The organism is Sphingomonas cavernae, assembly GCF_003590775.1.
GTDB classification, from domain to species: domain Bacteria; phylum Pseudomonadota; class Alphaproteobacteria; order Sphingomonadales; family Sphingomonadaceae; genus Sphingobium_A; species Sphingobium_A cavernae.
The window spans coordinates 85,236-111,763 of sequence record NZ_QYUM01000002.1 but is presented as its reverse complement, the minus strand read 5'-3'; the positions used below and the strand labels follow the sequence as shown (position 1 = coordinate 111,763).

General features: G+C 64.1%; 18 protein-coding genes. 13 read left to right on the top strand and 5 right to left on the bottom strand.

The window, feature by feature from the left end; translation table 11 throughout:
• The first annotated feature begins 12 nt into the window (after positions 1 to 12).
• From D3876_RS20320 to D3876_RS00760, 6 genes are all read left to right on the top strand, one after another.
• On the top strand, positions 13 to 177 hold the full coding sequence (locus D3876_RS20320; RefSeq protein WP_182911824.1) for a hypothetical protein: 165 nt from the start codon (positions 13 to 15) through the stop codon (positions 175 to 177).
• Positions 178 to 461: 284 nt separating this feature from the next.
• A complete protein-coding gene (locus D3876_RS00780) occupies positions 462 to 2,552 on the top strand; it encodes a PQQ-dependent dehydrogenase, methanol/ethanol family (protein ID WP_238475175.1) in 2,091 nt (696 codons plus the stop codon).
• Between the two features lie 62 nt (positions 2,553 to 2,614).
• Positions 2,615 to 2,929 carry a hypothetical protein gene (locus tag D3876_RS00775; protein ID WP_119759239.1) on the top strand — a complete coding sequence of 105 codons (315 nt, stop codon included), beginning with the start codon at positions 2,615 to 2,617 and terminating at the stop codon, positions 2,927 to 2,929.
• A gap of 56 nt (positions 2,930 to 2,985) precedes the next feature.
• Positions 2,986 to 3,444 (top strand): (2Fe-2S)-binding protein, encoded by a 459-nt coding sequence (locus D3876_RS00770; RefSeq protein ID WP_119759238.1) that lies wholly within the window; start codon positions 2,986 to 2,988, stop codon positions 3,442 to 3,444.
• Between the two features lie 10 nt (positions 3,445 to 3,454).
• Positions 3,455 to 5,755, top strand: coding sequence for a xanthine dehydrogenase family protein molybdopterin-binding subunit (locus D3876_RS00765; RefSeq protein ID WP_182911823.1), 2,301 nt, complete (start codon positions 3,455 to 3,457; stop codon positions 5,753 to 5,755).
• A 26-nt stretch (positions 5,756 to 5,781) separates the two neighbouring features.
• Positions 5,782 to 6,168, top strand: coding sequence for a c-type cytochrome (locus tag D3876_RS00760; RefSeq protein WP_119759236.1), 387 nt, complete (start codon positions 5,782 to 5,784; stop codon positions 6,166 to 6,168).
• A gap of 42 nt (positions 6,169 to 6,210) precedes the next feature.
• On the opposite strand, the gene D3876_RS00755 is transcribed toward D3876_RS00760, so the two are convergent.
• Positions 6,211 to 8,538 carry an arylsulfatase gene (locus D3876_RS00755; RefSeq protein ID WP_119759235.1) on the bottom strand — a complete coding sequence of 776 codons (2,328 nt, stop codon included), beginning with the start codon at positions 8,536 to 8,538 and terminating at the stop codon, positions 6,211 to 6,213.
• Between the two features lie 172 nt (positions 8,539 to 8,710).
• On the opposite strand from D3876_RS00755, the gene D3876_RS00750 reads away from it, so the two are divergent.
• Positions 8,711 to 9,310, top strand: coding sequence for a TetR family transcriptional regulator (locus D3876_RS00750; protein ID WP_182911822.1), 600 nt, complete (start codon positions 8,711 to 8,713; stop codon positions 9,308 to 9,310).
• Positions 9,311 to 9,319: 9 nt separating this feature from the next.
• Here D3876_RS00750 and D3876_RS00745 read toward each other — a convergent pair whose 3' ends face one another.
• The 4 genes from D3876_RS00745 to D3876_RS00730 form a co-directional block, all read right to left on the bottom strand.
• Positions 9,320 to 10,072, bottom strand: a complete 753-nt coding sequence (locus D3876_RS00745) for an SDR family NAD(P)-dependent oxidoreductase (protein ID WP_119759233.1) — start codon at positions 10,070 to 10,072, stop codon at positions 9,320 to 9,322.
• Positions 10,073 to 10,216: 144 nt separating this feature from the next.
• A complete protein-coding gene (locus D3876_RS00740; protein WP_119759232.1) occupies positions 10,217 to 13,441 on the bottom strand; it encodes an autotransporter outer membrane beta-barrel domain-containing protein in 3,225 nt (1,074 codons plus the stop codon).
• 219 nt (positions 13,442 to 13,660) lie between these two features.
• Positions 13,661 to 14,590 carry a LysR family transcriptional regulator gene (locus tag D3876_RS00735; RefSeq protein WP_119759231.1) on the bottom strand — a complete coding sequence of 310 codons (930 nt, stop codon included), beginning with the start codon at positions 14,588 to 14,590 and terminating at the stop codon, positions 13,661 to 13,663.
• A gap of 80 nt (positions 14,591 to 14,670) precedes the next feature.
• Positions 14,671 to 15,303: a TetR/AcrR family transcriptional regulator gene (locus D3876_RS00730; RefSeq protein WP_119759230.1), complete on the bottom strand. Its 633-nt coding sequence runs from the start codon at positions 15,301 to 15,303 to the stop codon at positions 14,671 to 14,673.
• 136 nt (positions 15,304 to 15,439) lie between these two features.
• Here D3876_RS00730 and D3876_RS00725 point away from each other — a divergent pair, with 136 nt between their 5' ends.
• From D3876_RS00725 to D3876_RS00700, 6 genes are all read left to right on the top strand, one after another.
• Positions 15,440 to 15,835, top strand: coding sequence for a hypothetical protein (locus D3876_RS00725; RefSeq protein ID WP_119759229.1), 396 nt, complete (start codon positions 15,440 to 15,442; stop codon positions 15,833 to 15,835).
• 21 nt (positions 15,836 to 15,856) lie between these two features.
• Entirely contained in the window at positions 15,857 to 17,140 is a 1,284-nt protein-coding gene (locus tag D3876_RS00720; protein WP_119759228.1) for an efflux RND transporter periplasmic adaptor subunit, read from the top strand.
• Between the two features lie 60 nt (positions 17,141 to 17,200).
• A complete protein-coding gene (locus tag D3876_RS00715; RefSeq protein ID WP_119759227.1) occupies positions 17,201 to 20,368 on the top strand; it encodes an efflux RND transporter permease subunit in 3,168 nt (1,055 codons plus the stop codon).
• 11 nt (positions 20,369 to 20,379) lie between these two features.
• On the top strand, positions 20,380 to 21,798 hold the full coding sequence (locus tag D3876_RS00710) for an efflux transporter outer membrane subunit (RefSeq protein WP_119759226.1): 1,419 nt from the start codon (positions 20,380 to 20,382) through the stop codon (positions 21,796 to 21,798).
• 258 nt (positions 21,799 to 22,056) lie between these two features.
• Positions 22,057 to 23,592, top strand: a complete 1,536-nt coding sequence (locus D3876_RS00705) for a hypothetical protein (protein ID WP_119759225.1) — start codon at positions 22,057 to 22,059, stop codon at positions 23,590 to 23,592.
• A gap of 77 nt (positions 23,593 to 23,669) precedes the next feature.
• Positions 23,670 to 26,366: a TonB-dependent receptor domain-containing protein gene (locus tag D3876_RS00700; RefSeq protein WP_119759224.1), complete on the top strand. Its 2,697-nt coding sequence runs from the start codon at positions 23,670 to 23,672 to the stop codon at positions 26,364 to 26,366.
• Positions 26,367 to 26,528: the final 162 nt, after the last annotated feature.

Sequence of the window (26,528 nt, the reverse complement as noted above, 5' to 3'; positions counted from 1 at the left end):
GAGGGAGAGGAAATGATTGGAACCCTGCGCCGCGCTGCGGCAGCGTTTCTGCTGTCCGCGGCAGCCATCACCACGACGACGGCCGCGCACGCGCAAAGCCGCGTGCGCGCCGTGATGCGCCAGCGTCCTGGCCGCGCCATCCGGTTCGCGGAATTCAAACTGTTCGGCCGCGATTGAGGCGTCGTGCCGAGGGGGCGCTTCGGCATCACGGGCGCGATGATTGACAGACTGCTCACTGCACAACCCGAAGCATCGTTCCGGCGGGAGCGAGGGGCGGGATGGGCCATTTCGGTGCCTGGCCGCACGACGAGCGGGGACGTGTTCAAAGCGCAGATGCCGGACGAAGTTGACGAGACCCGAAAAACGAAACTATGAGTTACCGTGTTTCATAACTCGTGGCGGTTCCCGTACGTCTCGCGCTGCGCGACGTGAGCATCGGCCAGAGATGGGGAGAATCACGCTTGCCGAAATATCGCCTCGTCATGCTCGCCGCGATGGCATCCCTCGTGAACTGCACTGGCGTGCAGGGTGATCGGTCGGCGCCGTCGACAAATGCGGCACAAATCACCGGCACGGCCGAGAACTGGGCCAGCCACGGCGGCGGCAGTGACGAAGCAGGCTATAGCCGGCTCGATCAGATCAGGGTCGAAAATGCGGAGGCGCTTGGCCTTGCCAACTGGCTTGACCTCGACGGCGAGGCCACGCTCGAGGCCACGCCGCTCGCGGTAGACGGCGTCCTGTATTTCACGGGAAGCTACTCGTCGGTGTATGCGGTCGACGCTGCGACGGGCACGCTGCGCTGGAAATATGATCCGCAGATCTGGAAAGTGAATCCCGCGAAGATGGGGATGAACTTCGGCGTGAACCGGGGCGTCGCCTATGCCGACGGGCGTGTTTTCGTGGGCGTGCTCGACGGGCGGCTCGTCGCGCTCGACGCGGCGACGGGCAAGGAGCAGTGGAGCGTCGACACGCTCCCACCGCGGACCTTGCACACGATCACCGGGGCGCCGCGGACCTTCAATGGCAAGGTCATCATCGGCAACGCAGGCGCCGACGCCAATCAGCGCGGCTATGTCACAGCCTATGACCAAGTGACGGGCAGGCAACTATGGCGCTTCTATACGGTGCCGGGATCGCCCGAGGCCAATGCCGGCGACCCGGCCATGGAAATGGCGGCAAAGACATGGGGCGGCGAGTTCTGGAAGCAGGGCCTGGGCGGCACCGTGTGGAACGGCATCACCTTCGATCCCGAGCTGAACCGGATATATCTCGGGACGGGCAATGGCGGGCCCTATAACCCCAAGCTGCGCAGCCCCGGTGGCGGCGACAACCTGTTCCTTGCCTCGATCGTCGCGCTGGACGCGGATAGCGGGAAGTATATCTGGCATTATCAGGTCAATCCCGGCGAGGCGTGGGATTACAAGGCCACGGCGAACATGATCCTCGCCACGCTTCCAATCGACGGCGCCCCGCGCAAAGTGCTGATGCAGGCACCCACCAACGGCTTTTTCTATGTCATCGACCGCGAAACGGGCAAGCTGATCTCGGCGGAGAAGACGGGCAAGGTCACCTGGGCGGAACGGATCGACCTCAAGACAGGACGCCCCGTCGAGGCCGCCAATATCCGTTACGAGACGGGCGAGTCGATCCTGTATCCGAGCATGCTCGGCACGCATAACTGGCAGGACATGTCGTACAACCCCAAGACCGGGTTGGTGTATATTCCCTATATGAAGCTGGGCGCGCGCTATTCGACCAGCGTCAAGCCAGGGGAGTTGGCCTTTGGTGGTATGACCGTACAGGCGTGGAAGCAGGACCCCGATGACGGCACCGGCGCTCTGCTCGCCTGGGATCCGGTGAAACAGGAGCAGCGCTGGAAAGTCCCGATCGAAACGCTCTGGAATGGCGGCACGCTGACGACGGCGGGCGGGCTGGTCTTTCAGGGGACCGCCGACGGCTATTTTTCCGCCTATGACGCGAAGACCGGAAAACGCGTGTGGCGGTTCAACGCCGGGCTCGGGATCATTGCCGCGCCGATCAGCTACGTGGCGGGCGGCAAACAATATGTCTCGGTACTCGTCGGCTATGGCGGAACGACGGCGGCGCTTTCCCACATTCTCGATGTTGGCTGGAAATATGGTGCGCAGCCGCGCCGGCTGCTGACGTTTGCGATCGGTGGCACGGGCAAGCTGCCGCCTTCGCCCGGCCGCGACATGACCGTACGTCCGCTCGACGATCCTTCGATCACGCTCGATGAGAAAAGCGTCGCCAAGGGGCAGGGGCTGTCGATCATGTGCATGGCGTGTCACGGCGCGAACATGCACAGCGCCGGCACGCCCGGACCCGATCTTAGGGAATCGGCGATCGCGATGTCCGAAGATGATCTTTGGACCGTCCTTCATGACGGGGCGATGATCGAACGCGGGATGCCGGCATTTCCGCAACTGACGCGTGGACAGGTCCACAATCTCTGGTCCTATATTCGTGCCACCGCGCGTGAGGCCAACGGAACCCGCAAGACATCGGAGGTCCAAGGCGCGTCGCGGTTTTGAACGGGAGGGCACGCGATCGACCGCACCATTTCACCACCATAATCAACGAGGAGAGTATAACTATGTTTCGCAAGCTGATCATCGCAAGCGCATTCGCTGTTTCAATGACTGCGGGCCTCGCTGCGCCTGTGGCTGTCGCGCAGGCGGCGTCCGCGGCGTATAGCGCGGCCGAGACCGATATCGGCACGCTGCTCGATAATCCGGAAACGAAAGCCATTCTCGAAAAGCACGTACCGGGCATGACGACAAATCCGCAGATCGACATGGCGCGGCCGATGACACTGAAACAGGTGCAGACCTACGAGCCCGAGAAGTTCAGTGATGAGGTTCTGGCGAAGATCGACGCCGATCTGGCCAAGCTGCCCGCCAAGAAGTGACGTTCACCCGGCCTTCGCACGATCCGCGAAGGCCGGGCCCATATGGGGAGGTTTCGATGGCAACCGTTCGTTTCCGCGTGAACGGGAAGGCGCGATCGGTCGACGCTGATCCGTCCACGCCCTTGCTCTGGGTGCTGCGCGATCATCTGCAGCTTACGGGCACCAAATATGGTTGCGGCATAGCCCAATGCGGCGCTTGCACGGTCCATCTGAACGGCGGCGCCGTGCCATCCTGCCAGGTGCGCCTGGAGGATCTGAGCGGCGCCGATGTGGTGACGATAGAGGGGCTGTCGAAGCAGGGCGATCACTTCCTGCAGAAGCTGTGGGTCGAACTCAATGTGCCGCAATGCGGCTATTGCCAGGCAGGCATGCTGATGGCGGCGGCCGACCTGCTGAAGAAGAATGCCAGGCCCAGCGACGCGGACATTGACGGTGCGCTTTCGAACATCTGCCGCTGCGGCACCTATCCGCGCGTCCGCATGGCAATCCACCGCGCCGTGGCAGAGCAGAGCTGAGGAGGCGGTCATGAACGATCTCTCGATGGACCGGCGCAGCTTCCTCGTCTCGGCGACGGTGTTCGCGGGTGGCATGGCGCTCGGCGCAGCACGCGCAGCCGGGCAGCCGGGCCGGAGCGGTCCGTGGGGTGCTGACGCACCCGCCGGCATCGAACTGTCGCCCTGGATTGAGATCGCGCCGGACGATGTGGTGACAGTGCGCGTGCCTACCCCTGAAATCGGCAATGGCGCGATGACGCAAGTGGCGATGAACGTGACCGAGGAGCTCGGATGCGACTGGTCCAAGGTACGGGCCGAGTTCGCATCCATTCATCGGGATTTCGTCGAAGGCGGAAGCTATACCTCCGGATTTCTGCCGTTCTTCAGCGGCCATGGCACAGATCCGGTGCGCATGAAGCAGGCGCTTCAACTGGGCGCGAGCGCGCGCGAACGGTTGAAGGCGGCCGCCGCGGCGCGCTGGAAAGTGCCAGTCGACGAGATTGAGACGCGCCCGAGTCTTCTGGTTCACCAGCCGACGGGCCGCAAGCTGCGCTTTGGCGAGGTGGCAGCGGAGGCAGGGCGGATAAAGCTTGCCGCCGAGCCGGCGCTCAAATCACAGTCTGAATGGACTTTTCTGGGCAAGGCGTCTCCCGGAAAGCTCAATCTGCCCGAGATGGTCAAAGGCGAGACTGTCTATGGGATAGACGTGCAACTCCCCGGCATGGTCTACGCGGCGTTGATGCAGGCACCGGCCCAAGGCGGCCGTTTGAAGAGCCACCAGCCCGAAGCGGTGCTGCGCATGCCCGGCGTCCGTGCGGTCGTCGTCGTCGATCCCGCGAAGACGAAGGGCGCGCCGGTCAAGCCAAAGGCGACCTTCGGGCTTCAGGGAACTGCGGCCCAGAGCGGCGTGGCCGTGATCGCCGACCATTACTGGCAGGCGAAAATGGCGCTCGACGCGCTTCCCGTTGAATGGGATGCGGGCCCCGGTGCGCAGTGGACCTCGACCGAGGCGATCAATGAGGCGCGTAGGGCGATTCTTGCCAAGGCGGCTGGCAAGTCGATCCGAAAGGCGGGCGATGTCGATGCGGTCTCTGGCGGCAAGGTTGTCGAGGGACTCTACGCGACGCCGCTATGCGAGAATGCGACGCTGGAACCGCTCAATGGCACGGCGCTGGTGACCGGGGACGCCGTGGAGGCTTGGCTGCCTTCGCAGGATCAGGGCCAGGCTTTCTGGGTCGTCGTCGACGAAACCGGCATCGCCCCCGAAAAGGTGAAGGTCCATCAGACCTATGTCGGCGGCGGGTTTGGCCGACGCACGCTGTCCGACGATGCGCGCATGGTGCTGGCGGTTGCGAAGGAATATCCGGGCAAGCCGGTCAAGGTGATCTGGTCGCGCGAGGAGACGATGCGTCAAGGGCGCTACCGCAACCCCGTCATGACCCGGTTCAAGGCGATCCTCGACGAGCAGACCGGGCTGCCCAAGGCGGTGAGTGCGGAAGCGAACGCGACCGGGATGGCGCTGCCGATGGGCTATGCCGACATGCCCTATTTCACCAGCGGCATCATTCCCAATGTGCGTCTGGCGACCAGTGACCTGCCGCTCAACATATTGACGGGCGCCTATCGTGCGCCCTGCTACAACTCGCACGCCTTCATCACCGAAACCTTCATCGACGAATGCGCGATCGCGGCGGGCATCGACCCGCTCGAATACCGGCTGCGGCTGCTCGGCAAGTGGGACAAGTCATGGTCCGATTGCCTCAAGATAGCCGCCGAAAAAGCGGGCTGGGGCAAACCGCTCACCAAGGGTGAAGGGCGAGGCATCGCGATCTCCAACTGGCCGAAAGGTGCCTTGCGAAATGAGGGCACGACGATGTGCATGGTCGCCCACGTCGCGGTGAGCGAGGAGGGCACCATTTCGGTGAAGCAGGTCGATGTTGCGTTCGACTGCGGCCGCGTGGCCAATCAGGACGCCGTCCGCGCGCAGATCGAGGGTGGCGTCATCTTTGGGCTCAATACGGCGCTGAACGAGGAGGTGACGGTGAAGGACGGCGCGATCGTCGAAGGCAATTTCGACGAATATCCCATCCTGCGCCTCGCCGACGCACCGCGGCTGATCAATGTCCATTTTGACGCGCTGTCGAACAACGACCGTTTCGAGATGATCGGAGAGGCACCGATGGGGCCGATCGGTCCGGCGGTCGGCAACGCGATCTTTCAGGCGACGGGCAAGCGTCTACGGACCACGCCCTTCCGCAAGCATGACCTGTCGCGGACAGCCGCCGACATCGCGAGCGAAACCGGTGTGGTGGTGACATCCCTTTCCCGCTGAAGCGCGACCCATGTTGTGAGGTGCATATGCGTAAACGCCATTTCCTGACTTCCGCGTTTCTCCTTGGTAGCGTGATGCTGGTGCTGGGCCAGACTTCTGCGGCAGCGCCCGCCGACGGTGCCGGCATGGCGCTGTTCAAGCAGCGCTGCCAGAATTGCCATTCGCTCAAGCCGGGAGCCCCTGCGCCACTGGGACCAAATCTGGCCGGCGTCGTGGGTCGCCGCGCGGGCAGCACGGATTTCCGATACTCGCCCGCGCTGAAAAGCTCTGGGCTCGTGTGGAACCCGGCAAATCTTGACCGATATCTTGCCAGTCCGACGAAAGCAGTCCCCGGAACACGGATGGTTATATCGGTTCCGGACGCGAAGCAGCGTGGGGAACTGATCCGCTACCTTGGCGATACGGCACAGTAGTTCAACGGAATCCGAGGCGCGGGGTGTCGCGGTCGGACAAGCTTAGTGCCCCTTGCCAAAGTCGATTGCGACATGGGGAACATCCCCTTCGATCGCACCGTGCGCAGTTCGATAACGGGTTACGGTGACACCGGTATCGCGACCGATATCGAGGGTTTCGCCCAGCCCCGCGGGCAGGATGAAGGTCTTCGCGATCTCGCCGGTGGCAAAAATCTGGTCGCCGCTGGCGATCTCGACATGCGCGCCTTTGCGAATGCCTTTCGACGTGAAGGTCATGCGCAGCTTGCCTGACCCGGCGGGGAGCCGCCGTTTCGCGGCGATCTTTACGATATCGTCGGGGTTCGTCGATCGCGCATAGGCGAACATAGGGCGGCCCTTGTCGAGAAACAGGCTCCAGCCCGCAAAATGGCTGCCAAGAGCCACCACGACGCCAGAACCATCGGGCTTGTCGAGCCGAACATCGGCCTCAAGCGTGAAGGATCGTCCCGCGAAATTGGGTTCCCTGATCGCAAGAACACTGACGTCCTTGCCCCAATATTCATACCGGCTGCGTCCCGGGACCATATGCCCCGCGCCTCTGGCGGGACCGAAGCGATGATCGAGTGGAAGCACATTGTTCTTCCGCGCGACATCCTGCCACAACGCGATCATCTGCTTCATGCGCTCGGGATGTGCCGCTGACACTTCGTTCGCCTGCGAGAAGTCGTTGCTGAGGTTGTAGAGCGTCCATTGCGTCTGGGGGCGCACGCCGCCTGGTGGGACGGCTTCCCAAGGCTTGCGCCCGTCGTCGAAGCTGGCAAACCAGCCATCGTGATACAGGCCGACCTTGCCTCCGATCTCGAAATATTGCGTGCGCGGCTTATCCGGCTCGCAGGACTTCAGGCTAGAAACCAGGCTTTCGCCGTCGAAGGGTTTCTGCTTCACGCCGTAAACCGTGTCGGGCGCGGTGATGCCTGCCGCCTCGAGCAGTGTTGGCGCGATGTCGACGACATGGCCGAACCGGGCGCAGACGGTGTCAGGCCGCGCGACATGGCCCTTCCACGAAACGATCATGCCATTGCGGATCGCGCCCAGCATCGACGCATATTGCTTGGTCCAGCGCAGCGGCGTGTTCATCGCCAATGCCCAGCCGGCGGGGTAGGTGGGGTAGGTGTCGGGACCGCCTAGCTTGTCGATATTGGCGGCGAGCCACGCATCGTCCTCTTCCAGGCCGTTGATGTTGCCAAGCTCGTTGAGGGTGCCCCTGGGGCCAACCTCGGTGGCGGCGCCATTGTCGCCCTGAATGATCGCGACCAGCGTGTTGTCCAGTTCGCCCATCCGCGCGAGCTCGTCCATGATACGACCGAGTTGCTCGTCCTGATAGGCAAGCATCCCCGCGGCGACCTCCATCGTCCGCACCGCGAATGCCTTTTGCTGCGATGTGAGCGAGTCCCACGCAGGGATGCCGTCAGGGCGCGTGGTTAGCTGCGTGCCCGGCGGGATGATCCCTTGCGCCAGTTGCCGCTGGTGAGTTTCCTCGCGCACTGCATCCCAACCCTGATCGAACTTGCCCTTGAAGCGATCGATATATTCGCGGGGCGCCTGATGCGGCGCGTGCATGGAGCCCGGGGCAAAATAGATGAAGAAGGGCTTGTCAGGCGCGGCGGCCTTTTGATTGTGGATCCAGCCGATGGCGTCTTCGGCAAGGCGGCGATCCAGCAGCGCGGCGAGCTCCGTCTGGTCGGGCAAGCGAGAGGTGCCGCGATAGAGGCGTGGATTCCATTGGTCAGTATCGCCGCCGACGAAGCCGTAGAAATATTCGAAGCCCAGCCCGGTTGGCCACTGATCGAACGGGCCTGCGGCCGATTCCTCACCGTTGGGTATGTTGTGATGTTTGCCAAACATCGCGGTGTTGTAGCCATTAAGGCGGAGCGTCTGCGCGACGGTGGCGGCGGACGATGGAATGTGCGCGGTGTAGCCGGGAAAGCCAGTGGGCAGGTCGGCCAGATAGCCGGTACCGACATTGTGATGGTTGCGCCCGGTGAGCAGTGCCGCGCGGGTGGGCGAGCAGATTCCGGTGGTATGAAAGCGGTTGTAGCGCTGGCCTGAGGCTGCAAGGCGATCCATGTTCGGGGTCGGAACCGGGCCGCCGAAGCTGGTCGACATGGCGAATCCCACATCGTCGCTCATGAACAGGAAGATATTTGGCGCACCCTGCGGCGCACGCACCGCCTGAAGCGGGGTTGGCCTGGAGTCCAGGACATTATCCTTGATGACTCCGTCGAAAGGCGGCGGAGAAACGGGTAATGCCGTGCGCGCCGTCTGCGCATGGCCCTGCGCGCCGATGACGAGCGCTGCCGCCGCAGCCGTATGCGCGAGCGTCCGTTTCATTGCCGCATCTCCTTGATCAACCGGGTTTCTAAGAGTTCTCCACCTGTCCGCTGGCGCGTGCCCCCGCGCGCGTCAATAAAATTAATCCTTAAGCCTTAAAATGATCGTGGCAGTGATGGTCGTAGAGAGGGATGCTGGATTGCGCACGTCTCCAACGCTAGGCACGATGCGGATGAAAAACGCTTACAAAAAGCCAGCCAAGGCGCTGATCGAAGCCGCCGAGCGGTTGATCGCAACGCAGGGACTGGGCGTCCCGCTGCGCGAAATCGGACAGGCTGCGGGTTCGGCCAACAAGGTGGCGGTCCAGTATCATTTCGGGGACCGGCAGCGCCTGATCGAGGCGGTGTTCGAGTATCGGCTTCCGCAACTCGAAACGCGGCGCGCGATTCTTCTAGCCGAAACCGAGGCCAGAGGATGTGTCCAAGAACCGGCCGCGTTGCTTGAGGCGTTGCTTCGTCCGATCAGCGAGGTGCTTGATGCGAGCGGTCGGCGCAGATTTGCAGGGTTCCTCTACCAGCTTACTGCGAATGCGCGATCGGCGCGCGCTGCCTTTGACGAGATCGCCCCGGCTGCGCAAAATATTGTGGAGCGCTTGCGGCAATCCCTGCCTGGCATGACACCGGCGACATTTAACCGACGGCTGGGCAGCGCTTCGCTGGTATTTCTGGATACGCTCGTTCGTTTCGAGGACGAGGAGGCGCCCGGCGGCGCGGGCACCGAAGAAGCGCTTGCCTTGGCGCGGGCAGTGCTGACGGGGCCGGTCATCGAGTAGCGTGCCGTTTTAGCCGCCGCGCGCGACCTGGAATCCGGCGAAGGATTGCGAGACGGGCATCAATTCGATGCGGTTGACGTTTAGGTGCGCGGGTTGGGTTGCGACCCAATGCAGCGTTTCCGCGATATCTTCGGCGGTCATCGGGTCGGCGCCGCCATAGAGTATGTCGGACGCGGCCTGATCGCCGCCTGTGCGCACCACCGTGAATTCAGTTTCGACCATACCCGGCTCGATCGAAGTGACGCGTACGCCAGTGCCGTGAAGGTCGGAGCGAAGCCCGAGCGAAAATTGCGAGACGAATGCCTTGGTGCCGCCATAGGCGTTTCCGCCGCGATAGGGGTAGGTGGCGGCGGTCGAACTGATGTTGAGGATCGCGCCCTTGCGCTCGATCAAGATGGGCAACAGCCGGTGCGTGATCGTGATGAGGCCGGTGATGTTGGTGTCGATCATCTGGCGCCACTGGGCGAGGTCGGCGTCTTGCGCCGGCCCCGTCCCGAGTGCGAGTCCGGCATTGTTGATCAGGACATCGATGTCACGAAAGCCATCGGGCAGCGCGGCAACGGCATTGTCGATCGCGGCAGCGTCGCGCATGTCGAAAGCGCTGGCATGCACCTTGTCAGCGCCAAGCTCTGCCACGAGCGCTTCGAGCCGCTCCTGCCGCCGACCCGTCGCCACCACTTTCCAGCCATTACGCGTGAAACGTCGCGCAGCGGCCGCGCCGATTCCCGCCGTAGCGCCCGTGATGAGGACGGTTCCGCTCATATCTGTTCCTTTCGTCAGCCGGTTCGTCGCCGATAAAGTCGTCGGGGCCGCCGGATGCAAGGAAAAGATCGCAGGCCAACCATGGCCCGCGCCGAAGTGTTGGGAACGGCGCGGGCCATGCCCGGCAGATCGCCCTAGCGTACGCTAGAGGCCGATCTGCAGGGAGGCGCGGAAGGCAACCGCGGCGCGACCCTGTTGCTCCTCCGCGTTGAACTCGCCGCCAAGCCGGAAGCCCGCATTGCCGCCGATCAGACGCAGTGCGCCGATCCAGCCGCTTTCACGTTCTTCCGCAAGCAGCGCGAATTCCTGTCCGCCCGCAAAATGCGCGGTTGTGGCGCCAAGTGCTCCGCCGATGAGCTGCCGGCGTCCGCCCTCAATTTCGGCACGGAACCAGCCTGAGTCGACCGCCTTGCCGCCAAAGTCGTAGGCGAGTGCCAGTGTGCCAGAGGCTGCGAACTCGTCGCTGGTACGGTCGTCAACGATCAGGTTGAAGCCGGTGCCGCCGCCGGTTTCGGTGTAGCCGTCTTCCTTGAGGCGGTAATAGTCGAGCGAGCCGGTGGGACGCAGGCTCAGCCGCCCGAGTTTGATCTCATAGGACGCGCCGCCCGAGGCCGAATAGAGCATGCCGTTCCACTCGCCCGCCGCGGCGCGCGAGACGGCCGAGGCCCCGTCGCCCGCCTTGAAGAAGCGGCTGCCGGACAGGTCGACATAGGCTGCGGATGCGCGAGCGTGGGCACGCAGTGCGCCCCATTGTCCGCGCCAGTAGGCGGCCGCTTCATACTGCCCCGACAGAACCTCATTGGCGGTTTCGCCGTCGGCGTCCTTGCCATTGAGATAGGCGAGCGAGAACCCGAAATTGCCGACGCTCTCGGTGACGATCTCCGCGCCGCCCGATATGCCCCAGCCGGTAACGTCATAGGCGGCGGTGTCGCCGAGATTCTTGCTCGTGCCCCAGGCGACCTGCTGGATCCAGAAACGCCATCCGTCTTCGGCCTTGAACGGCCCTTTGGGATCGGCAAGGAGCCGCGCGGTTGCGCGCGAGCCCTGCGTCACCGTCTCGAAAATGCCGCCGGCATGTTCGGGCAGCATCTGGCGGAGCTGGCCGCGGAAGTTGTCGCCATCGGCGATCGTCAGAAAGGTGTCGCCCAGCGGCTTGTCGGCCCGGAGCGCGGCATAGATCGCGTCGTAGGCCGCCGTTTCCGAACGGTTGAGCCCGAGCTCGGTCGCGTTCTTGCGGCGCACGTTGAGCGAGATCTGGCCGGCGTTGGTGTCGGCGCTCAGCGTGCTCGCGAATATATAGGGCAGGACGGTGTCGGCGCTGGTGAGATTGGCGGCGCCGGTCAGGCTGCCAGCGCGGACGATCACGTACTGGCCTTCGGCTGCGCCCAGGCTCGACATGCGGACCAGCACCTTTGAACCCTGTGCGAAGCTGGCGTTGCCTATGACCTGATAGGTGGTGTGTGCCCCGGTGGCTCCGTCGATATTGACGCCGATCGCTCCGGTGGCGCCAACGTTGAGCGATGCAATCGCGGCCGCTCCGGTGCCTGTAAGATTGAGCGAGCCACTTGCGACGTTCACCGCCAGCCCGTTCGCCCCCGAAAGCGTTCCCGTGAAGCTCGCGGTGCCCGAAATCGACAACGCGTCCGCGCCGCCACCGAAATCGATACTGCCGGCCTGGCTGGCGGTCCCTGCAAGCGTCACGGTGTCGGCGTCCGCGCCGAACACGACATTGCCGGCATAGGTCGAATCGCCCGCAAGATTCAGCCGGTTGGCGCCCGCGCCGAAGCGTGTCGTGCCTGTAACCGAGCCATCGGCGATATCGAGGACGTCTGCGCCCGAGCCAAACAATATGTTACCGGTGATGGTAGGACCGGCGCCGGTGACGACGGTCTGGCGCACGGTGGCGCCAGCGGTGTTGGTGCTCAGGTCGATCGCAATGGCCTTGCCCGAATCTGCGGCGGGGCCGGCCACGGTGATGGCGCCCGTATTCTCGATGAGCGCGAGCGTGCCCGAACGATCGACGATCGCGACCGCGGTGCCATCCGCACCCGTCCGTGTCGCACGGACGAGGCCGCTGTTGGTGATCTTGCCGACATTGGCGCCTGCATCGATCGCGACGGCTGCAACATTCGATGTCGCGACGCTGCCACCTGCGGCTTCGACGCGCCCGGACACCGCGATCGTCGCGACGCTGGCTTCATTGCCGATACGCAGCGCGGTGGCGTTGGCGCCGGTCGAGGTGGCGATGATCGACCCTTCGACGGTCATCCCGCCCGCGATGTTCACCGCGCCGCCAAGCCCCCCGATCACCATGCCGTTTGCAGCGACATCCTTGTACGTGCCCGCACCGCTGATCGCGCCCTTCATAACGATGCCGTGCCCGCTGGCATTGCCCGCAACCGCACCTATGGCGATGTCCTCGGTTGTCGAGCCAATCAGTACCGCGGGGGCTGCGCCGATCGAGGATATCGCGGCGGCGCCTTCGCTTGCATCAGGAATGCCATCCTTGTCTTCATCGGCGTCCTTGGGATCCTTGTCCGCCGGAGCAACGTCGAAGAGGATGCCGCCGGTCACATTTCCGGCAATGCGGAGCGCGGGTCCGCCCTGCAGAAGGTCGTCCGTGTCGAGTTTGGAGGTGTCGGACGGCGGTGCGCTTGTGCGATACCCCGTCGAAGTGATGCCACTCTGGATGACAAGCTTGCCACCGATATCGCCGTCCAGCGCGGCGCCCACGGACTCGGCGCCACGCACCGAGATCGCGCCCCTCAGCGTAACATCGCCCGAAACGTCGCCTGCGCGGATGCCATAGCTGCGATCGCCAGTGACTGAAATTGCTCCGCTGTTATTGAGCGATCCGGCGAGCGCGCTGTCGATTGCGATACCCGCGGAATCGTTGCCTTCAACCGTGATTTCTCCGCTGCTGGTGATGCTGCCGGTAAAGGTGCCTCCAGGCGCAATGCGTATGCCGAAGCGACGCGCTCCCTGCGCCAGCGGCCCGTCGTTGTCCCCGTCCTTGTCGGCATCGGCGGGCGTGTAGCTCTCGTCGATGATGATCTTGCCGGAGTTGGTGATCGAACCGGAAACGCCGGGCGTCGCGAGAATGCCGGTCGCATCGTTGGCGTCGGTAATCTGGATCGTGCCTTCGTTCTTGACGGTGTTGTTGCTGTCGAGCGTGATCGCGACCCCCGATACGGGCTTCACCGCCCCGTTGGACGCCACGCGAACATCGTCGCGCGCGCCATTGGCCGCGATGGACGTCCTGTATGGCGTTGTCACCGAAGTGCTGACGACGGTTTCGGCGAAGAGCTGGCCGGTCGTCGAGAGCAACGCGACGGGCGTGAGACAGGTTGCAGCAAGCAGGCTACGCATTGGCGGTAATGTCCTTGAGGGCGGGAAGGGGATGCAGGTGCGCATCAGCGATGCGACGGCGGGAAGCTCCGTTTCGAGCACGCAAGGACGCGTGGGCGAACCCGGCTGGCGGGCACACCCTGGCGACCGCGCATGCGCGGTTCTGTTGTCAATTTCCCCTGTTGGACGGGTTCATGTCAGAAGGCAGGAGGGAAGGAAAATGCCGATACCGGATAAGTGTTATTCAGCGGCAATAAGCAACGGCTCGTCGCACGCCTCCCTCGCGCATTCCCGGGAGATAATGTTGATCAGCCAATGTGTTGCAGGATCGCTCTGGCTACGTGTATGCCACATGAGCCAATAGTCGAAGCCGCCCATTTCGGGAGGCGCCGGGATCAGGCGCAGCCCCGTGCTCACCGCCGGGTTCTGCGCAATGCTTGCCGGCAGGGTTAGCACCATGTCGGTTTCGTTGAGCAGGCTCTGCGCACCGGCGAAATAGGGTGTCGTAGCTACTGTGCGCCGCGCCAGCCCCCGTCTGGCAAGCGCGATCGAGACCGGATCGTCGGTCGGTTCGCTGACACTCACGCTGACATGTGGCCAGGCGAGGATATCGTCGAGTGTAGGAACGCCACGCTGAAGCGCCAGCGGATGGTCATGCCTGACGAGACAAACAAAATCCTCGCGGCGCAAATGCCGTTCATGGACGAGCGTGCGATCGGGTTCGGTGCAACTGAGCACAAGATCGACTTCGCCCGCGGCAAGCCGTGCGACGACATCCCCTGTATTCTGTCGGATATCGAGCGAGACGCCTGGGGCTGCCGCCATGATCGCCGGCAGCGCCGTGCGAAGCACCGAAAGCACGCCATAGTCGGTCGCGCAGATCTGGAAGCGGCGTTCAAGCGTTGCGAGGTCGATGTGCGGCGGGCGGACGAGCCGCTGGGCTTCGTGCAGCCATTGCTGAACCGGTGCAACCAACTCCTCGGCGCGGCGCGTAAGCAGCATGCCGCCGCGTGTGCGCACAAGCAGCGGATCGCCCAGCAAATGGCGCAGTTCCGCGAGTGACCGGCTCATCGCCGGCTGACTCATATTGAGCCTCTGCGCGGCGCTGGTGACACTTCGGGTGTGCAGCAGCATCGCCAGATTTCTCAGAAGATTCAAATCGAAGCGCATGTCGCTTTCTTGTCGGGCAAGGGCGCGACATTCCCAGCGACCACCTGAACGCAGGATAAACAGACCCAGAAAGTGGCAAACTAGCCCGAGCGCTGTGACCCATTTGCAACATACGCGTCGATAAGCGTTCGCGCCGATTGGACCAGCGTGCTTGCAGGGCCCTGACTGCCGAAGACATGATATGTGCTGTAGGCACCCTCGACGAGCATCAGCAGTCCGTCCGCCAGTGCTTCCGGATCGTGCGCGGGCAGCCGTCGGGTCATGTCGAGCAGGCGTGCACGCACCTCGACCTTGCAGGTCTCAGCCTTGGTGCGCCCGGGATAGCCGGGCTCGGGAAACTCGACCGCGGTGTTCGCCATAGGGCAGCCACGGAAGTCGGGTTGCCGTATCTGATCAGCATAGTGGCCGATAAAGGCGTCGAGCTGGGCACGCGGATCATCGCCCGCCGCGGCAATCGCGGCGTCGATCTGTGCCCATGCGTCCTCTGCATATTTGTCGAGGCACGCGGTGACGAGTTCGTCCTTCGAGGCAAAGCTGCGATAGAGACTCGGCTTGGTGACCCCCGCCTGGCTGACGATCTCGTCGACGCCCACGGCACGGATACCGCGTTGGTAAAAAAGTTCCTGCGCGGTCTCGAATACCCGCTGTGCCGCGTTTTTCCGCGGTTCCAGCGCATCCCCTTTACACCCTGATAGCTTTTCTTTGGCCTTCATGTGCGGTTCATCCAAAAGTTTCGACTTGACGAAATGTTACTGAACGGTACGTAACATATCAGGACGTACCAGTCAGTAACATTATTGTCACCCGATTCGGTTTCGTCAACGGCATAGCAAAACAGGGAGTTTTCCGATGGCATATCGTGCCTTCGACGAAGGACTTTTCGCGCCCGTCGCAGATGCGCCCGTTGCGGACGCACAGCTCGGCGCCGCCGATCCGGTCCAGAACCATCTGCCTTTCTCCGCGCTGGAACTGAGCGTGATCGCGCTGTCCAGGGGAGAAACGGTGGCCAGCCTTGAGCCGCCCTCGCGGATTGGCGCCTTTATCGCGGCGCTGTTCGCGATCAGGCGCGCAAACCCGCTCGCCGATCCCCGGCTCGAGGCGCTCAGGCGCTTCGCAATCCTTGCGCGGACCGCGGGCGACCGGCTCGCCGACATGGAGGTCAACGCATTCCTGCGCGCTGGCTTCAACCGCGCGCAGGCCGCGTGGTTGAGAAGCAACGCGCGCGCAGCATTTTTCGCCCACTGAACGGGCACGAGAGGGATCATCATGTACCAGTTCTTTCCGAAGCCTGTGGACCAGGCTGAGCGTAACATCGACCCCCAACCCGAGACCGGTCCGCTCGCGCGCAGGCTTTCACGACGGGCAAAGGGGGGCATCGCTGCCGTGTCGCTGGGTGTGCTCGCGCTTGTGGGCATCAAGGGGTTTGGTGGCCAGGAGGCCAAGGCCGACGCTCCGCCGATTCCGACGGTAACGGTGAGCGCACCGCTCCAGCGCAGCATCGTCGAATGGGACGATTATGTCGGGCGCTTCGAGGCGAGCCAGTCTGTCGAGATCCGGCCACGCGTCTCGGGGCAGCTCCAGGCCATCCATTTCAGGGACGGTGACATCGTCCAGAAGGGCCAACTGCTTTTCACCATCGACCAGCGTCCGTTCCTCGCTTCACTCAACGAGGCGCGGGCGCGTGCCGCGAGCGCGCAGACCCAGCTCGCGCTGGCACGCAGCGAACTGGCGCGCGCGTCGCGGCTCGTCGATGACGATGCGGTGTCGCAGGAGGAAGTCGATACGCTCCGCGCCGCGGCGCGTTCGGCCGAGGCAGGCGTGGCGGCCGCCAACGCGGTGATCCGCCAGCGCGCGCTCGACGTGGAGTTCACGCAGGTGCGGGCACCGGTGACGGGGCGCATTTCCGATCGCCGCGTCGACATCGGCAATCTCGTCTCGGCGAACGAGTCGATGCTGACGACGGTGCTCGCGCTTGACCCGATCTATTTCAGTTTCGACGGATCGGAGGCGCTCTACCTCAAGTCGCTGCGCGAGAAGCAGGCGGGCAAGGCGCCCGACCAGCAGGCGGAGATCCGCCTGCAGGACGAGGCGGGCTATAGCTGGAAGGGTAGGGTGGACTTCACCGACAATGCCATCAATCCCGGTTCGGGCACGATGCGCGGGCGTGCGGTCGTCTCCAACCCCGATTATTTCCTGGCGCCCGGCATGTTCGGCAACATGCGGTTGTCCGCCGCAGGCACGCGCGATGCACTGCTGATCCCCGACGCCGCGGTTCAGACCGATCAGACGCGCAAGGTCGTCTATGTCGTCGGCAAGGACGGCAGCGTCGCGGTCCGGCCCGTCGAGATCGGCCCGCTGGTCAACGGCCTGCGCAGTGTCCGCTCGGGTCTCGGCGCGAACGACAAGGTCGTCATCTCCGGCGTCCAGTTCGCGCAGCCAGGCAGCAAGGTTGCCACGCGTCCCGGCAAGGTCGTGCCGCCCGCACAGGCGGGGCCTGCGGCGTCCTTCTCGGCACCAGCAGCGTCGCAAGCGACGCTCGCCACGCGCTGATTTCAAACCCGTCCGCCGCCCCGTTCCCTTGCGGGGCGGCGGGAAAGAGAGAGAACCGATATGCGCCTGAGCCATATCTTCATCGCGCGCCCCATCTTCGCGGGCGTCATCGCGGTCATCATCACCATTGTCGGCGCGATCGCCTTTTTCGGGCTGCCCGTGTCGCAATATCCCGACGTCGTTCCGCCCACGATCACCGTGAGCACGAGCTATCCGGGCGCCTCGGCTGAAACGGTCGCAGACACGGTCGCTGCGCCACTCGAGCAAGAGATCAACGGCGTCGACGACATGCTCTATATATCGAGCCAGTCGACGGGCGACGGCAGGTTGACCGTCACGGTTACCTTCAAGCTCGGCACCGATCTCGATCAGGCGCAGGTGCTTGTCCAGAACCGCGTCGCGCTGGCCGAGGCAAGGCTTCCCGAGGAAGTCCGGCGGCTGGGCGTCGTGGTGCGCAAGACGTCGCCGTCCTGGCTGATGGCGGTCAACGTCTATTCGCCCGACAACTCGCTCGATCGCGCCTATGTCTCCAACTATGTGCTTTCGCAGGTCCGCGACCGGCTGACACGCGTCGACGGCATCGGCGACGTGCAGCTCTTCGGCGCGCGCGATTATGCGATGCGCGTGTGGATCGATCCCGGCCGCGCCTCGGCGCTCGGCATGACGGGGGGCGAGATCGTCGCGGCGCTGCGCGCGCAGAACGTGCAGGTCGCCGCCGGTTCGGTCGGCCAGCCGCCCTATGACACGGGCGCTGCCTATCAGCTCAATGTCGAGACGCAGGGCCGCTTCAAGGATCCGCGCGAATTCGGCAACATCGTCATCAAGACGGGCGCAGAAGGCCAGATCACGCGCTTGACGGACGTCGCACGCGTCGAGTTGGGCGCCGAGGACTATGGCGTGAACGCCTATCTCTCGGGCCAGGACTCACTCGTGCTCGGCATCACCCAGCGGCCCGGCACCAACGCGCTTGCCGCTGCGGACGGCATTCTCGATGAGATGGAGGCCGCCTCGCAGAAATTCCCGAAGGGCATGGCCTATCGGGTGATCTGGAACCCGACCGAATTCATCAGCAAGTCGATCGACGCAGTGCAGGAAACGCTGCTCGAGGCGGTCGTGCTCGTCGTCATCGTTATCCTCATCTTCCTCCAGAGCTGGCGCGCGGCGGTTATCCCCGTGATTGCGATCCCGGTATCGCTGATCGGCACCTTCGCGGTGCTCGCGGGCCTCGGCTATTCGCTCAACTCGTTGTCGCTCTTCGGGCTGGTGCTCGCGATTGGCATCGTCGTCGACGACGCCATCGTCGTGGTCGAGAATGTCGAACGTAATCTCGAGCACGGGCTATCTCCCCGCGAAGCGGCGCACCGTTCGATGGACGAGGTCTCGATGGCGCTGATCGCGATCGTGCTCGTGCTGTGCGCGGTGTTCATCCCCACATTGTTCATTACGGGCATATCGGGTCAGTTCTACCGCCAGTTCGCGGTGACGATCTCGACCGCCACGATCATCTCGCTTATCCTTTCGCTGACGCTGTCGCCGGCGCTCGCCGCACGGCTTTTAAAGCCCAAGGCGACCGAGGCGCCGGCAAGCGGATGGCGGCGCATGGCCTTTATCGGCGCGCAGCGTTTCAACACCGGCTTTGACAGGCTGAGCGTCTGGTATGGCGATATCACGCGCCGGCTCGTCCATCAGCCAAAGAAGATGCTTGTCACCTATGCGGGCCTGATCGCAGCGACCATCGGCCTGTTCTGGGTGACGCCCGCGGGCTTCATCCCGGCGCAGGACCAGGGCTACGTCCTGGCTGCCTTCCAGCTTCCCGCGGGCACATCGATCGAACGTACCGATGCGGTGCTCAAGAAGGGAGTGAAGAAACTGCTCGAAGTCGATGGCGTGCAGGATGCGGTGATGTTCTCGGGCTTCGATGGCGCGTCGGGAACACAGGCATCCAATGCGGCGGCTGCCTACATCACCTTCAAGCCGTTCGAGGAACGTGCCGGCACCGGGCGCACCGAAGCCGCGATCACGGCCGACATGCGCGCCGCCGTCGCGGACCTCGACGACTCCATGGTGTTCGTCATTCCGCCGCCGGTGATCCAGGGGCTGGGTGCGGCGGGTGGCTATCGCATGATGGTCCAGGATCGCACGGGGCAGGGCGCACGCGCGCTTGAACAGGCCGCGGGCGGCCTGATCGGCAAGGCCAACCAGACCCTCGGCCTCGCCAATGTCTATACGCTCTACAATACGGCTACGCCGCGCGTGTACGCAGATATCGACCGTGCCAAGGCGGACATGCTGGGCGTGCCGCCGGAGCGCGTGTTCGAGGCGCTGCAGGTCTATCTCGGCTCGGCCTATGTCAACGACTTCAACCTGCTCGGCCGCACCTACCGCGTGACTGCGCAGGCGGAGGCCGCATGGCGCGACGATCCGGCGGACATTCCGCAGCTCAAGACGCGCTCCAACTCGGGGCAGATGGTGCCGATCGGTGCAGTTGCGACCTTCGAGGACAAGACCGGACCCTACCGCGTCACCCGCTACAATCTCTTCCCCGCGGTCGAGATCGATGGCGAGGTCGCCAAGGGCTATTCGTCGGGCCAGTCGATCGTCGCGATGGAGAAGATCGCCGAAGAGCTGCCTGCCGGTTTCGGTGGCGAGTGGACCGACATCGCCTTTCAGCAAAAGGCGGCGGGCAACACCGCGGCGATCGTCTTCGCGATGGCGGTGGTGTTCGTCTTCCTCGTGCTGGCGGCGCAGTTCGAAAGCCTGATCCTGCCGCTTGCGATCATCCTGATCGTGCCGATGACGCTGCTGGCCGCGATGGCGGGCGTCAATTTGCGCGGATTGGACAACAACATCCTTACCCAGATCGGTCTGGTCGTGCTGATCGGCCTCGCGGCGAAGAACGCGATCCTGATCGTCGAGTTCGCCAAGCAGGCGGAGGAGAGGGGGGCAGGCATCGTCGACGCTGCGGTCGAAGCCGCGCGGGCACGGCTCCGGCCGATCCTGATGACCAGCTTTGCTTTCATTCTGGGCGTAGTTCCGCTGGTGTTCGCATCGGGGCCGGGCGCGGAGCTTCGTCAGGCGCTGGGTACCGCGGTGTTCTACGGCATGATCGGCGTCACCTTCTTCGGCCTCGTCTTCACGCCCACCTTCTACGTCGCCAGCCGGAGCCTCGCCGAGCGCTTCGCCCGGCGGCGGTCGCAGCAGCCAGAAGCGCTGCAGCCAGCAGAATAAGGAGACAAGCAATGTCCCGCATTCGTTCAATCGCACTCGGTTTCGCCAGCATGCTGACGCTTGCCGCCTGCACCGTGGGCCCCGATTTTCGGGCGCCAGCGACGCCTTCCACTTCGGCAGGTGCGTTCATCGGATCGGCCAGCCCGGTGGTGAACACCGCCGAGCCCGACGCCAACTGGTGGCGCCTCTACAACGATCCCGTACTCGACAGCCTGATCGCGGACGCCTTTGCGGCGAACACCGATCTGCGCATCGCCACCGCCAATCTTGCGCGCGCCCGTGCGGTGCTGCGTGAGACCCGCGCCGGTCGTCTCCCCCAGACGACGATCGGCGCGGGCGCCAGCTATGGCCGCATACCGTCGGAGCAGCGCGCGCCCGGCGCGCAGCGCGAGGACTGGAGCTTCGACGCCGGGCTCGATATCTCCTATGAAGTCGACCTCTTCGGCCGCGTGACGCGCTCGATCGAGGCGGCCAATGCCGATGCGGATGCCGTCGCGGCGACGCACGATGTGGTCCGTGTGGCGGTCGCCGCGGAAACCGCGCGCGCCTATGCCGATGCTGCGTCAGCGGCCGAACGGCTCGCGGTTGCGGAGCGCACGGTCCAGCTTATCGACCAGACCCTCAACCTGACTACCAAACGCTACGAAGCAGGGCGTGGAACCCGGCTCGACGTTGCTCGCGTCACATCCCTCCGCGATCAGCAACGCGCCGCACTCCCTCCGCTTCGAGCCGAGCGCGACGGGGCATTGTTCCGCCTCGCCACGCTCACCGGTCGCGCGCCCGCCGAGCTCCCCACCCAGGCGGGCGCGCGCCGGACCACCTTGCGCCTTGACCAGCCGATCCCGGTAGGCGACGGCCGCGCGCTGCTGGCAAGACGGCCCGACATCCGCGAGGCAGAACGCCGGCTCGCGGCGGAAACTGCGCGTATCGGGGTTGCGACTGCCGACCTCTATCCGCGGATCAGCTTCGGCGGTTCGATCGGATCGACGGGTTCGTCTATCGGCGACATGTTCGGCGGCGGGCCACTGCGCTGGGTACTGGGTTCACTTTTGAGCTGGTCGTTCCCCAATCAGGAGGCCAATCGCGCGCGGATCGAGCAGGCCGAGGCGACGACGCAGGCAGCGCTCGCCAGCTTCGACGGCACGGTGCTGCGCGCGCTGCAGGAAACCGAAACCGCGCTGTCGCTCTACGCCAACGAACTCGATCGTCGCACTGCGCTGACCTCTGCGCGCGAACAGGCCGAAACCGCGGCGCGGATCGAGCGCGCGCGACTGCGTGAAGGCAAGACCGACTCGCTCGCAGTGCTCGATGCCGAACGGACGCTGGCGGGGGCGGAGGCGGACCTTGCGCTTTCCGATGCGCGCGTGGCGACCGCGCAGGTCGATCTCTTCCGCGCACTGGGTGGAGGCTGGCAGACGGGCGAAAGTTGACGGCACTGTAAACTTATTTTCGCAACGCTTACACCGGGGCCATGCCGCAATGCGGCATGGCCCCTTGCATTTCCTGCAATCGCGCGATTGTGCGAAATAAAAGCGTCATGTGACAGTCTCCAAAGCGTCATCTGACTCGCACAACGCCGTCATCAACCGCCTCTAGGGACCGCACCGGAGGGCGGGAAGAAGGGGGCTTTGATTCGGCCATTCTCCGCCAGCTCATTCCTGAAACCGGATAGCCGGAGCAAATATATCATGGCCTCGATCAAACGGATTAGCTCGATCTTCCTCGCGGGTTGCGCGCTGAGCACGCTGGCAGCATGCGGTGCGGACGACATCGCGTCGCCGGGTGACGGCAGCATCATAGTGACGCCCACTCCGACGCCGACGCCCACCCCCACGCCGACACCGACTCCCACGCCGACTCCGCCGGCGGCGAGCTGCCCGACGGGGACGACCGATCAGGGCGTCATCGCCAACCGTCGCAACTGCCAGATCACCGGCCGTATCAGCACCAATTTCCAGATCGCCAATCTGCCCGGCACGATCTACTCGCTCGCCGGCCGCGTCGATGTCGGCACTGACGTCGGTGGCGATGGTCTCGCAGCGGGCGGGCAGTCCGCTACGCTGACGATCGATCCGGGCGTCGTCATCTTCGCCTCGTCGGGCAACGACTTCCTCGTCGTCAACCGCGGCTCGCGCCTGAATGCCGTCGGCACCGCGACGCAGCCGATCATCTTCACCGCGCGCGCCAACGTCGTCGGCACCGCCACCGATGACACGCAGGGCCAGTGGGGCGGCGTCGTACTGCTCGGTCGCGCACCGATCAACGCTTGCAGCCAGGCGGTCCCGGGCGGCAGCGTCGGCTGCCAGAACCAGATCGAAGGCACCACCAACGCGCTCTATGGCGGCGCGGCGCCCGCCGACAACAGCGGCCAGCTCCGCTATGTCCAGATCCGCTATTCGGGCTTCGAAATCGCGCCGGGTAACGAGCTCCAGGGCCTGACCACGGGCGGCGTCGGCTCGGCTACCACGATCGATCACGTCCAGATCCACAACAGCTCGGACGACGGTGTCGAGTTCTTCGGCGGCCGCCAGAACGTGAAGCATCTGATCGTGACTGGCGCCGACGATGACGGGATCGACACCGACAATGGTTACAAGGGCTTCCTCCAGTTCGTGATCGCGGTGCAGCGCGCCGGCGGCACGAGCGGCGACACGATGATCGAAGCGCAAACCACCGGAAACGACGACGCAACCCCGCGTGATAACGTGCGCCTGGCCAACTTCACCTTCGTCCACCGCCAGACCGGCGCTGCGACGGGATCCAACGCGGTCCTGCTGCGTGGCGGCACCGACTATTCGTTCTTCAACGGTGTGATCACCAGCCCACGCTTCTGCCTCGATTTCGACGACGCAGCGACGACGCAGGCGACCAACGCTGCGCTCGACGAGGCTGGCCCGCCGGTGTTCCAATCGGTGGTGATGCAGTGCACCGCCGGCGCCTTCCGCACCGACGGCAACGAGGCCGCCGTGGCCGCAGCCTTTAACGCGGGTACCAACAACAACTCGGCCTTCACCGCATCGCTCGCCAATGTGTTCGTCAACGGCGCCAACGAAACCGCGGTGACGGCATTCAACGCGGCCACGATCGACGCGTTCTTCACGACGACGACCTATATCGGCGCCGTCCGCGACGCGAACGATACCTGGTACCGCGGCTGGACCTGCGACTCCGCGACAGCGAACTTCGGCAGCAACTCGGCCTGCACCGCGCTGCCCGCCGCCTGAAGCTGACGAAAACGAGCTCGGGACGGCGGCCAACAAGCTGCCGTCCCGGCATCTTATATATGATCCGGGGATACTTCATGAAGAAGCCGCTGACTCTTGGGAGCCTGCTCCTCATCACCACCGCGCTGATCGCGCCTGCCGCGATCGCGCAGACCACCCCGGCCCAAAGCGATGCGGCTGCGGCCCAGGACGAGCCTCAGGAAGAGACCGTCGAGGTCTCCACACCCGGCGGCGACATGGTCGAAGACATTGTCGTCACCGGCCGCTACATCCCCGAACCGGTGCGCGCGACACCCGAGGTCATCTCGGTGCTTTCGACCGCCGACATCGAGCGTACGGGTGAAGGCGATATTGCCGGCGCGCTTCAGCGCGTCACCGGCCTCAGCGTCGTCGGCAACGGCTTCGTCTATGTCCGCGGACTTGGCGACCGCTATTCGCTGGCGCTTCTCAACGGCTCTCCGCTGCCTTCGCCGGAACCGCTCAAGCGCGTCGTCCCGCTCGACATCTTCCCGTCGAGCCTGGTCGCGAGCGCGCTCGTCCAGAAAAGCTATTCGGCCAACTATCCGGGCGAATTCGGCGGTGGCGTCATCAACCTGACCACCAAGGCGATCCCCGACGAGCCCTTTTTCAAAATGGGTGTCGGCATCAGCGGCGACACGGAAACGACGGGTCAGCTCGGTTACACCTATTATGGCAGCGATACCGACTGGTCGGGCTATGACGATGGCGCACGCGATGTCCCCGGTCCGCTCCAGGCTGCGTTCGACAGCGGCAATCTGATCACCGAAGGCGCCAACTTCACCGCGCGCGACATGCAGGATATCACCGCGAGCCTGACCAACGCGCCGACGACGGTGCTGCAACGCAATTCTCAAATTCCCGCCAATTTTTCGACCGATATTTCGGGCGGAAAGAGCTGGGATTTCGGCGACGATGGCCAGTTGGGCCTGATCGCCAGCGCGTCGTTCAGCAATAGCTGGCGCACGCGTGACGCGATCCAGCAGACCTCGAGCGACCCCAATCTCGAAGGCTCACTGTCGCGAGACTTCCGCGCGGTGATCACCGACAACCGCATTGTGCTAAACGGCCTGCTCGGCCTTGGCGCGGAATGGGGCGATCAAAAGGTCCGATGGACCAACGTCTACATCCACGACACGATCAAGCAGGGCAAGCTTTCGCGTGGTTTCGACCTGCTGAGCCTCGACGAAGACACCCCGGTCATCATCCAGAACACCGGCTGGTTCGAGCGGCAATTGTTCGACACGCAGTTCGTCGGCGAGTTCAAGTTCGACGACCTTTCCGTCGATGTGCGCGGCACCTATGCCAATACCAAACGTGAATCGCCTTATGAGCGCAGCTTCAGCTACGCCTATGACTCCAGCGTCGATGATTTCGTCAACAACCTGACCTCGCCGGGCCAAAGCGCGCGTATCGCGTTCAGCGACCTGAACGAGGACGTTTATGCCGGGGGCCTGGACCTTTCGTACAAGCTGCCGACATCGATGCCGATCACGCTGAGTGCGGGCTATGCTTACACGAAGACCGAGCGCGATTCGGTACGCCGCGAGTTCCGTTTCGTGCCCGCGGGCGCCCCGCTGGGCCCCGTGGCGCAGGAACGGCCCGACTATCTGCTCTCGGACTTCAACATCTACACGCACAACATCCAGTTGACCGAAACCTCGGGTCAGTCGGGTGCCGCGGCGTATAGTGCGGATCTCGAGGTTCAGGCCGGCTATGCGCAGTTCGAGGCCGAGCTGGTTCCCTCTGTCCGCTTCTCGGCGGGCGTGCGCTACGAGGACGGCAAGCAGAGCGTGACGCCGACCGACCTGTTCGGCACGGGCGCGGGAAGTCCGCCGACGCGCATCAACAACGATTACTGGCTGCCGGGGGCGACGCTGACCTGGAACTTCGCCGAAGACATGCAGTTCCGTCTTGCTTCCTCAAAGACGATCGCGCGGCCGCAGTTCCGCGAACTCGCCCTTCAGGTCTATCAGGATCCCGAGAGCGACCGCCAGTATTTCGGCAACCCCTTCCTGCAGGACAGCACGCTCATCAACGCCGAGGCGCGTTATGAATGGTACTTCGACCAAGGGCAGCGCGTGACGATCGCGGGCTTCTACAAGAAGATCAACGATCCGATCGAGGCCTATGGCTTCCTGGCGGGTGGCGACACCTTGCAGACCAGCTTCATCAACGTGCCCGAGGCCCAGCTTTACGGCGCCGAGATCGAGATCCAGAAATATGTCGCGCTCGACAATCTGTCCGACATGGACTTCTTCGCGTCGCGTCGTCTCGTGCTGATCGGCAACTACACCTACACCGATTCCAAGATCAAATTCAGCGATACGGACACGGTGATCGACTCGTTCGGCAACGTCATACCCGCGGCCAATTTCTTCGCTCCGGGCCGCTCGCGTCCGCTGACCGGCCAGTCGGACCACCTCGCCAATATTCAGGTCGGTATGGAGAGCACCGACGGGCTTTCCCAGCAGACGCTGATGCTTACCTATGCCAGCAAGCGGGTCACCAATCGCGGCCCGATCCAGGGGCTCGGCGTTCAGCCCGATATCGTCGAGAAGCCTGGCATCCGCCTCGATTTCGTGATGCGCGAGGGCGTCGAGTTCCTCGGCAAGGAATTTGAGCTCAAGTTCGAGGCGCGGAACATAACGGGCCAGAGATACGAGGAATATCAGCAGGCGGGCGACAACCGCGTCGACATCAACAGCTATGATGTGGGCACCAGCCTGTCGCTGGGCGTTGAGATGAAGTTCTGAGGGAACAGGGGGGCGGATCAAGCCGTCTCCCAAAAAAATCCGTCATGCCAGCGGAGGCTGGCATCTGCCAACCAGATCGCGCGCTATTCGGTGGCAGATCAGCATCGGGTTGAACATGCCCCGCATGTTCAAGGATCGTCCGGGGGACGATCCGACCCGATG